The organism is Microbacterium sp. Leaf351 (genome assembly GCF_001423825.1).
Taxonomy (GTDB): Bacteria; Actinomycetota; Actinomycetes; order Actinomycetales; family Microbacteriaceae; genus Microbacterium; species Microbacterium ginsengisoli.
In genome coordinates this window covers 22,984-29,415 of record NZ_LMPK01000005.1, presented here as the reverse complement: position 1 = coordinate 29,415, position 6,432 = coordinate 22,984, and the positions used below count along the sequence as shown (strand labels likewise).

Annotated in this window: 8 protein-coding genes; 1 reads left to right on the top strand and 7 read right to left on the bottom strand. The window is 70.6% G+C overall.

Translation table 11 applies throughout. From position 1 onward, the window contains the following. The 6 genes from ASG00_RS16445 to ASG00_RS02115 all read right to left on the bottom strand — a co-directional run. On the bottom strand, positions 1 to 392 hold a 392-nt coding region (locus ASG00_RS16445), incomplete at its 3' end, for a response regulator (protein WP_235559070.1). Positions 393 to 492: 100 nt separating this feature from the next. Further along, positions 493 to 2,745, bottom strand: a complete 2,253-nt coding sequence (katG, locus tag ASG00_RS02135; protein ID WP_045248278.1) for a catalase/peroxidase HPI — start codon at positions 2,743 to 2,745, stop codon at positions 493 to 495. Next, complete coding sequence (locus tag ASG00_RS02130) at positions 2,742 to 3,206, bottom strand: Fur family transcriptional regulator (protein ID WP_200930831.1); 465 nt, start codon at positions 3,204 to 3,206, stop codon at positions 2,742 to 2,744. The genes katG and ASG00_RS02130 overlap by 4 nt, the downstream gene beginning before the upstream one ends. 62 nt (positions 3,207 to 3,268) lie before the next feature. Next, positions 3,269 to 3,475 (bottom strand): DUF3499 family protein, encoded by a 207-nt coding sequence (locus tag ASG00_RS02125; RefSeq protein WP_048808919.1) that lies wholly within the window; start codon positions 3,473 to 3,475, stop codon positions 3,269 to 3,271. Between the two features lie 50 nt (positions 3,476 to 3,525). Beyond that, on the bottom strand, positions 3,526 to 3,834 hold the full coding sequence (locus ASG00_RS02120) for a hypothetical protein (RefSeq protein WP_137877478.1): 309 nt from the start codon (positions 3,832 to 3,834) through the stop codon (positions 3,526 to 3,528). 34 nt (positions 3,835 to 3,868) lie between these two features. Beyond that, the gene (locus ASG00_RS02115; RefSeq protein WP_048808917.1) at positions 3,869 to 4,717 is read right to left on the bottom strand and encodes a cutinase family protein; all 849 of its coding nucleotides are present in this window, start codon (positions 4,715 to 4,717) and stop codon (positions 3,869 to 3,871) included. A 126-nt stretch (positions 4,718 to 4,843) separates the two neighbouring features. Between ASG00_RS02115 and ASG00_RS02110 the strand changes: the two genes are divergently transcribed. Continuing rightward, positions 4,844 to 5,278 carry a metallopeptidase family protein gene (locus tag ASG00_RS02110; protein ID WP_416361461.1) on the top strand — a complete coding sequence of 145 codons (435 nt, stop codon included), beginning with the start codon at positions 4,844 to 4,846 and terminating at the stop codon, positions 5,276 to 5,278. 6 nt (positions 5,279 to 5,284) lie between these two features. Here the strand turns inward: ASG00_RS02110 and ASG00_RS02105 are convergent. Beyond that, a partial coding sequence (locus tag ASG00_RS02105; RefSeq protein ID WP_235559069.1) for a DUF5719 family protein occupies positions 5,285 to 6,432 on the bottom strand: 1,148 nt, incomplete at its 5' end.

Genomic DNA, 6,432 nt, shown 5'->3' with positions numbered 1-6,432 from the left:
CCGATGCGCAACGATTCGCTCGGAGCGGCGGGAGTCGGCCGGAGCCGGGTGCGGATACGGGCGACGAGCTCCTTCGGGTTGAAGGGCTTCACGATGTAGTCGTCGGCGCCCGACTCGAGTCCGCGCACGACGTCGGCGGTGTCGGTGCGTGCGGTGAGCATGATGATCGGCACCCCGCTCTCCTCGCGGATGCGCGTGCAGATCTCGATGCCGTCCATGCCCGGCAGCATCAGGTCGAGCAGCACCAGATCAGGCTGCACCGACCGCCAGGCGGCGACGGCCGCACCGCCGTCGGCGCAGAACTCCGCGTCGAATCCCTCGGTGTTCAGCACGATGCCGATCATCTCGGCGAGCGCGGTGTCGTCATCGACCACGAGGATGCGGGAAGTCATGCGAGGTGTCGTCCTTGTTCTCCGTCGCCGGCGGCGGTGAGGCCGGAGGGCGGGATCATNCGGCCCGCTCCGAAGGGAGCGGGCCGCCGCGCGTCGTGGCTCAGACGAGGTCGAACCTGTCGAGCTCGGTGACCTTCGTCCAGGCCGCGACGAAGTCGCGCACGAACTTCTCGGTCGCGTCGTCGCTCGCGTAGACCTCTGCGACCGCACGCAGCTCCGAGTTCGAGCCGAACACCAGGTCGGCGCGGGTCGCCGTCCAGAGGGCCTCGCCCGAGCCATCCGACGTCGCCTGGAAGGCGTGCGAGCCGGGATCGATCGGAGCCCACGTGGTGCCGAGGTCGAGCAGGTTCACGAAGTAGTCGTTCGTGAGCACGCCGACCCGGTCGGTCAGCACGCCGTGCGCCGAGCCGTCCCAGTTGGCACCGAGCACACGCAGACCGCCCACCAGCACGGTGGTCTCCGGCGCGCTGAGGGTGAGCAGGTTCGCCTTGTCGATCAGCAGATACTCGCCGCGCAGCGTCAGTCCGCGGCGCTGGTAGTTGCGGAAACCGTCGGCCGCGGGCTCGAGGTACTCGAACGACTCGGCGTCGGTCTGCTCGACGCTCGCGTCCGTGCGTCCCGGGTGGAACGGCACCTCGACCTCGACGCCGCCCTCGCGCGCGGCCTTCTCGACACCGGCATTGCCGGCGAGCACGATCAGATCGGCGAGCGAGACGCGCTTGCCCGCGGGCGCATCGGCGTCGAACGCCGCCTTGATGCCCTCGAGAACGGCGAGCACCTTCTGCAGCTGGGCGGGGTTGTTGATCTCCCAGTCCTTCTGAGGCGCGAGGCGGATGCGCGCACCGTTCACGCCGCCGCGCTTGTCGCCGCCACGGAAGGTCGACGCCGCCGCCCACGTGGTGGAGACGAGCTCGGACACGGTGAGCCCGGAGGCGAGGATCTTCTCCTTGAGGGATGCCGCGTCCGCCCCGTCGATCAGTTCGTGATCGACGGCGGGCACCGGGTCCTGCCAGATGAGCTCCTCGGCGGGCACCTCGGGGCCGAGGTAGCGCACCTTGGGACCCATGTCGCGGTGGGTGAGCTTGAACCAGGCGCGCGCGAAGGCGTCGGAGAAGGCGTCCTGGTCGGCGGCGAAGCGACGCGAGATCTTGTCGTACTCAGGATCGAAGCGCAGCGCCAGGTCGCTGGTGAGCATGCGGGGCTCGCGACGGCCGTCGGAGTGCGCGAGCGGTACGAGGTCGCTTCCGGCGCCGTCCTTCGGACGCCACTGCCACGCACCCGCGGGGCTCTTGAAGAGCTCCCACTCGTAGCCGTAGAGGATGTGGAAGAACTCGTTGTCCCAGCGCGTCGGGTGATAGGTCCAAGTGACCTCGAGCCCGCTGGAGATCGTATCGTCGCCCGTGCCGGTGCCGTGCGTGTTCTTCCAACCGAGGCCCTGCTGCTCGAGCGGCGCACCCTCGGGGTTCTCCCCGACGGTCGTGTCGGGGGCTGCCCCGTGCGTCTTGCCGAAGGTGTGGCCGCCGGCGATGAGGGCCACCGTCTCCTCGTCGTTCATCGCCATGCGGCGGAACGTCTCGCGGATGTCGCGGGCCGACTTCAGCGGGTCGGGCTCGCCGTTGGGACCTTCGGGGTTGACGTAGATGAGACCCATCTGCACGGCGGCGAGGGGCTTCTCCAGGTCGCGGTCGCCCGAATAGCGCTCGTCACCGAGCCAGGTGGTCTCGGGCCCCCAGTAGACGTCGTCGTCGGGCTCCCAGACGTCGACGCGCCCGCCGGCGTAGCCGAACGTGCGGAAGCCCATCTCCTCGAGCGCGACGTTGCCGGCGAGGATCAGGAGGTCGGCCCAGGAGATCGACTGGCCGTAGGTCTTCTTGACCGGCCACAGCAGGCGCCGCGCCTTGTCGAGATTGACGTTGTCGGGCCAGCTGTTCAGGGGCGCGAAGCGCTGCTGCCCGGCCCCGGCGCCGCCGCGGCCGTCGAAGATGCGGTAGGTGCCGGCGCTGTGCCATGCCATGCGGATGATGAGCGGACCGTAGTTGCCGAAGTCGGCCGGCCACCAGTCCTGGGAGGTGGTGAGCACCTTCGCGATGTCGGCCTTCACAGCGGCGAGGTCGAGCGCCTCGAACGCCGCCTTGTAGTCGAACTCCTCGCCCACCGGGTTCGCGACCGCGGGGTTCTTCGCGAGGATGCGCAGGTTCAGGCGCTCGGGCCACCACACGCGGTTCGCGTCGCCCGCGGTCGGCGAGGGAAGGCGCCCCTCGGGTGCGCTGTCGCCGGGGGCGGATCCGACGGGAAGGCGCGTCTCATCGGCGCCGTCGTGGGGCACCGGGCAGCCGGTCGTGATGTCGGTCATCTCGTTCCTTTCGTGGGGGTCTGGGGGATGTCTGCGGGGGCGGCGCACGCGGCGCACAAGCCCCAGAAGGTCACGTCGGCGGTGTCGAGCACGAAGCCGCGCGTGTCGTCGGGCTGGAGGCAGGGCGCCTCGCCGATCACACAGTCGACGTCCTCGATGCGCCCGCACGAGCGGCAGACGAGATGGTGGTGGTTGTCGGCCACCCGCCGTTCGTAGCGCCCGGGGTGGCCGGCGGGCTCGATGCGTCGCAGGAGTCCCGCGCCGCTGAGGTCGCCGAGCGCGTTGTAGACCGACTGCAGACTCGTGCCGGGCAGTGCGTCGCGCACGCGCGCGAACACGTCGTCGGCGCCGAGGTGCTCGTCCGGGCGCACGGCGGCGAGCACCGCGCGCCGTGTCTCGGTGACCCGCAGCCCCGCTCGCCGGATGGCGGCATCCGCGTCGCTGTCGTGTATGTGGGGCACACCCCCAACGCTAGCGCTGTTTTTGAGTGAATCAAAAAAGAACGCGACGTGACGAGTCGGTGTCAGCGGGCCAGCGCGTCGTGGGTCAGCACGACCCACCCCTGCGGCACCGACAGGCGTTCGGTGTGCGCCGCGCACAGGTCGTGCGCGTGCGGATCACCCGCGCGTCCCAGCGGGCCGAGAGCGGCCATCCGGTCGCCGTAGTCGTAGGTCAGCGTCGCGACGGCTTCCCGGGCGCACCCGATCTTCGAACACAGTCGCCCTCGCACGGCTCGACCCTACGCGCGGTCGCGCATCGCCCGACGCTGCCGCGCCGGGCTCAGCCGCCGAAGGCCGCGACGTTCCAGAGATACACGGCGAGCGCGAGCACCGCCGTGATCGCAGAGCCTGCGATCGGAAACCACACGGTGCGCGCACCGTGCGCCTTGAACGCCACCGCTCCCGCCGCGGCGACGAGCCACAGCACGACCGCGACGATCGTGTAGACCACGGTGTTCCAGTAGACCGGCGCCGTGCTGCAGCCCGGGGCGCACGACGGCGACAGCCACCAGGTCGACCAGGCGAAGAACGAGCCCGCCGCGGCGACCAGCAGCTGCACGACGAGAAGGATGCCGGTGGCCCGCGCCACACGCAGGTGCGTCGCGAGGGACGGTACCGAGCCGTCAGTGCGCGCGGAGCGTGCGTTGGAGGAAGGCATAAGCGTCATTCGTGAAATCCACCATGTACTCGTTGTGGAGCTCGATCGCGTTGGGGGCAAGACCGCTCTGGCAGAATGCATCTCCCGCGACGCAGTACGAGCGGATCTTGGAGGTCGTCTGCGGCTGGCTCGCTCCCGCAGGGGTGTCTTCCCAGGTGTATTGAGCGAGCATCGCGAGGCTTTCGGCCCTGCGAGGGAAGATACCCCATCCGGTGCCGGAACCGGGAGCATTCCACGGCTCGCCGGGCACGTAGCTCGGATCGCCGAACAGCACGACACCCGTGATCATCGCGCGCTCCTGCGCGGTGAGACTGAATCCGCTGGCCGCGCCGAACTCGTTCTGCGGCGCAAGGGTCTGCAGGATGACGTGCGCACCCTGGGAGTGACCGGCGAGCACGACCTTGGGCGGAGTGGCGCAGCCGGCGAGTTCGTCCAGCTCGGCCTTCAGCGCCCGCGCGCCTTCGTTCATGCTGCCGAGGTAGAAGCCGTCCAGCGACGCCGGGTAGTCGAGGCTCTCGACCCAGGCGGTCGTCCCGGAGGCCGAGGCATCCATCGTGAACCGCGCCGCGAGCCCCGCGACCTGGCCGAATCCGCCGTCGTTCCACGTGCGCCCACCGTCGCCCGAATCGGTGCCGGCCGGCGCTCCCGTGCCGCGCACGCCGATGAAGACGACGTCGGCGTCACACTTCGCGGAAACCGTCGTTGCGGCGCGTGAGGAGGCGGTGGCGGGCGCGCTTATCAGCGCCACCAGTCCCATTCCGATCACCGACACCGCGAGGACGGCGGCAACGACTCGTTGCCTGAGCGAGCCCACGCCACCCCTTATCCCCGAGCATGGTCAAAGTACGCCCCGACCGTAGGTTACGGGCGACCCTGTGACCTGTCTGTAGGTAGATCGGGGGACAAATCGGTGCGGCCGACGGCTCGTTAGGCTAGCCGAATGATGCGTCGACGTTCCCGCCGCAGTGCCCGTGCGCTGCCCAGCCGGCACGGACGACACGGCCGCGAGGGCCGCAGCGCCGTCGTCCGCCCGCCGCTTCCCCCGCTCGAGACGCGTGTCGACCGCTTCGACCTCGCTGTCGGGAGCACCGCGGAATTCCTGCGCGGCGCATGGGAGGAGCTGCGGGAGGTGCGGTTCGAGATCGCGGACCTGCCGTCCGCCGAGACGCCGACCGGAGTGCCGCGGTGGAGCGTCGATGCGACGCAGAAGCGCATCGTGCTCTATCGGCTTCCCATCGAGCGGATGAGCAGGCTCCATCGAAACGACGAGCACCACCGGCGCATGATCGTCGAGAGCTGCGTGTTCCGTGCGGCCGCAGAGTACCTCGATCGCGATCCGTGGGATCTCGGGCCCGAGCGGTTCCGTTTCCTCTGAGCTGTCTCAGCGATCGACGATGACCGTGACCTGCGCGGTCTGGCTGGCCGACGCCGCCACCGGGTAGGACGCCAGCTGCCCGGTGGCGCTGTAGCCTACGCTCGCGCTCACGGGCGCGCTCGCCGACAGCACGTAACCGGCGCCGCTGACCACCGGGACGGCGACGGACCCGGACGCGGGAACGGACACGGTGGTCGCCGAGCCGCCCGATGTCGGAGTGAGCGTGACGGATGCCGCGGCCTCGCCCGCTGCGATGGTGAGCACCGGTGACGGGCCTGCCGCGACGGCGACGATCGCATCGTCGGTGAGGCTCGGCGCCGCGGAGTACCACGCGAAATCCGAACCCTCACCGAGTCCGGTGGCCTGCCACACGGCGGCGACGACCGGGGCGGACGCGGTGACGGTCACAGTGACGCTTCCGGCCGCGAGGCCCGGAAGCTCCAGCTCGGTGGGGATCCCGGCCGCGAGCGGGATCTGCCGTGTCGAGAGCTGGCCGCCGCCGACCGCCGCGACCGTCACGGTCGCCGTCGTCGCGACGTCGGCTGAGAGGGCGCGCAGCACCGTCACCGGCGACGAGCCCTGGGCGCCGACGGCCGATGACGGCATCGTCACTCCGGGGATCACGACCCGTGTCGCTGCCTCCGCTGTCGCGGTGATCTGGTCGATCCCACCAGGGAGCAGGGTGCGGGTGAGACTCGACTGCAGGGCGGCGACGATGGCGGCGCCCGTGGCGCTCACGCGCAGCACCGGAGCCTCTTCGCCGGGCACGAGGCCGGCAAGCGGCAGCACGCGCTGGGATCGCGCCGGGACGACGAGGTTCTGACCGCCGGTCGGGCTCAGCGCGCCCTGCGAGCCGTAGGCCGTGATGTCGACCGTGGCCGGTACGTCCTCGGGGTTGGTGAGCACCACGACATCGGCGTATCCGGTCGTCGCGGCACCGCCCACGAGCCACTGCTGGGAGCGAGACGAGGTGCAGGCGCTGGCGGCGAATCCGCGCAGATCGTCGGCGCTCACCGAGCCGGACTGTGCGGCGGCCACGCCGACGCGAGCGCCGTTGGCCGGCGCCTGAGTGATCGTGGCCGGCGCGGAGCCGGGCACCGCCGGACTGGAGACCCGTCCGAGGACCGGGTCGCCGCCCGAGGCCGACGCCGTCG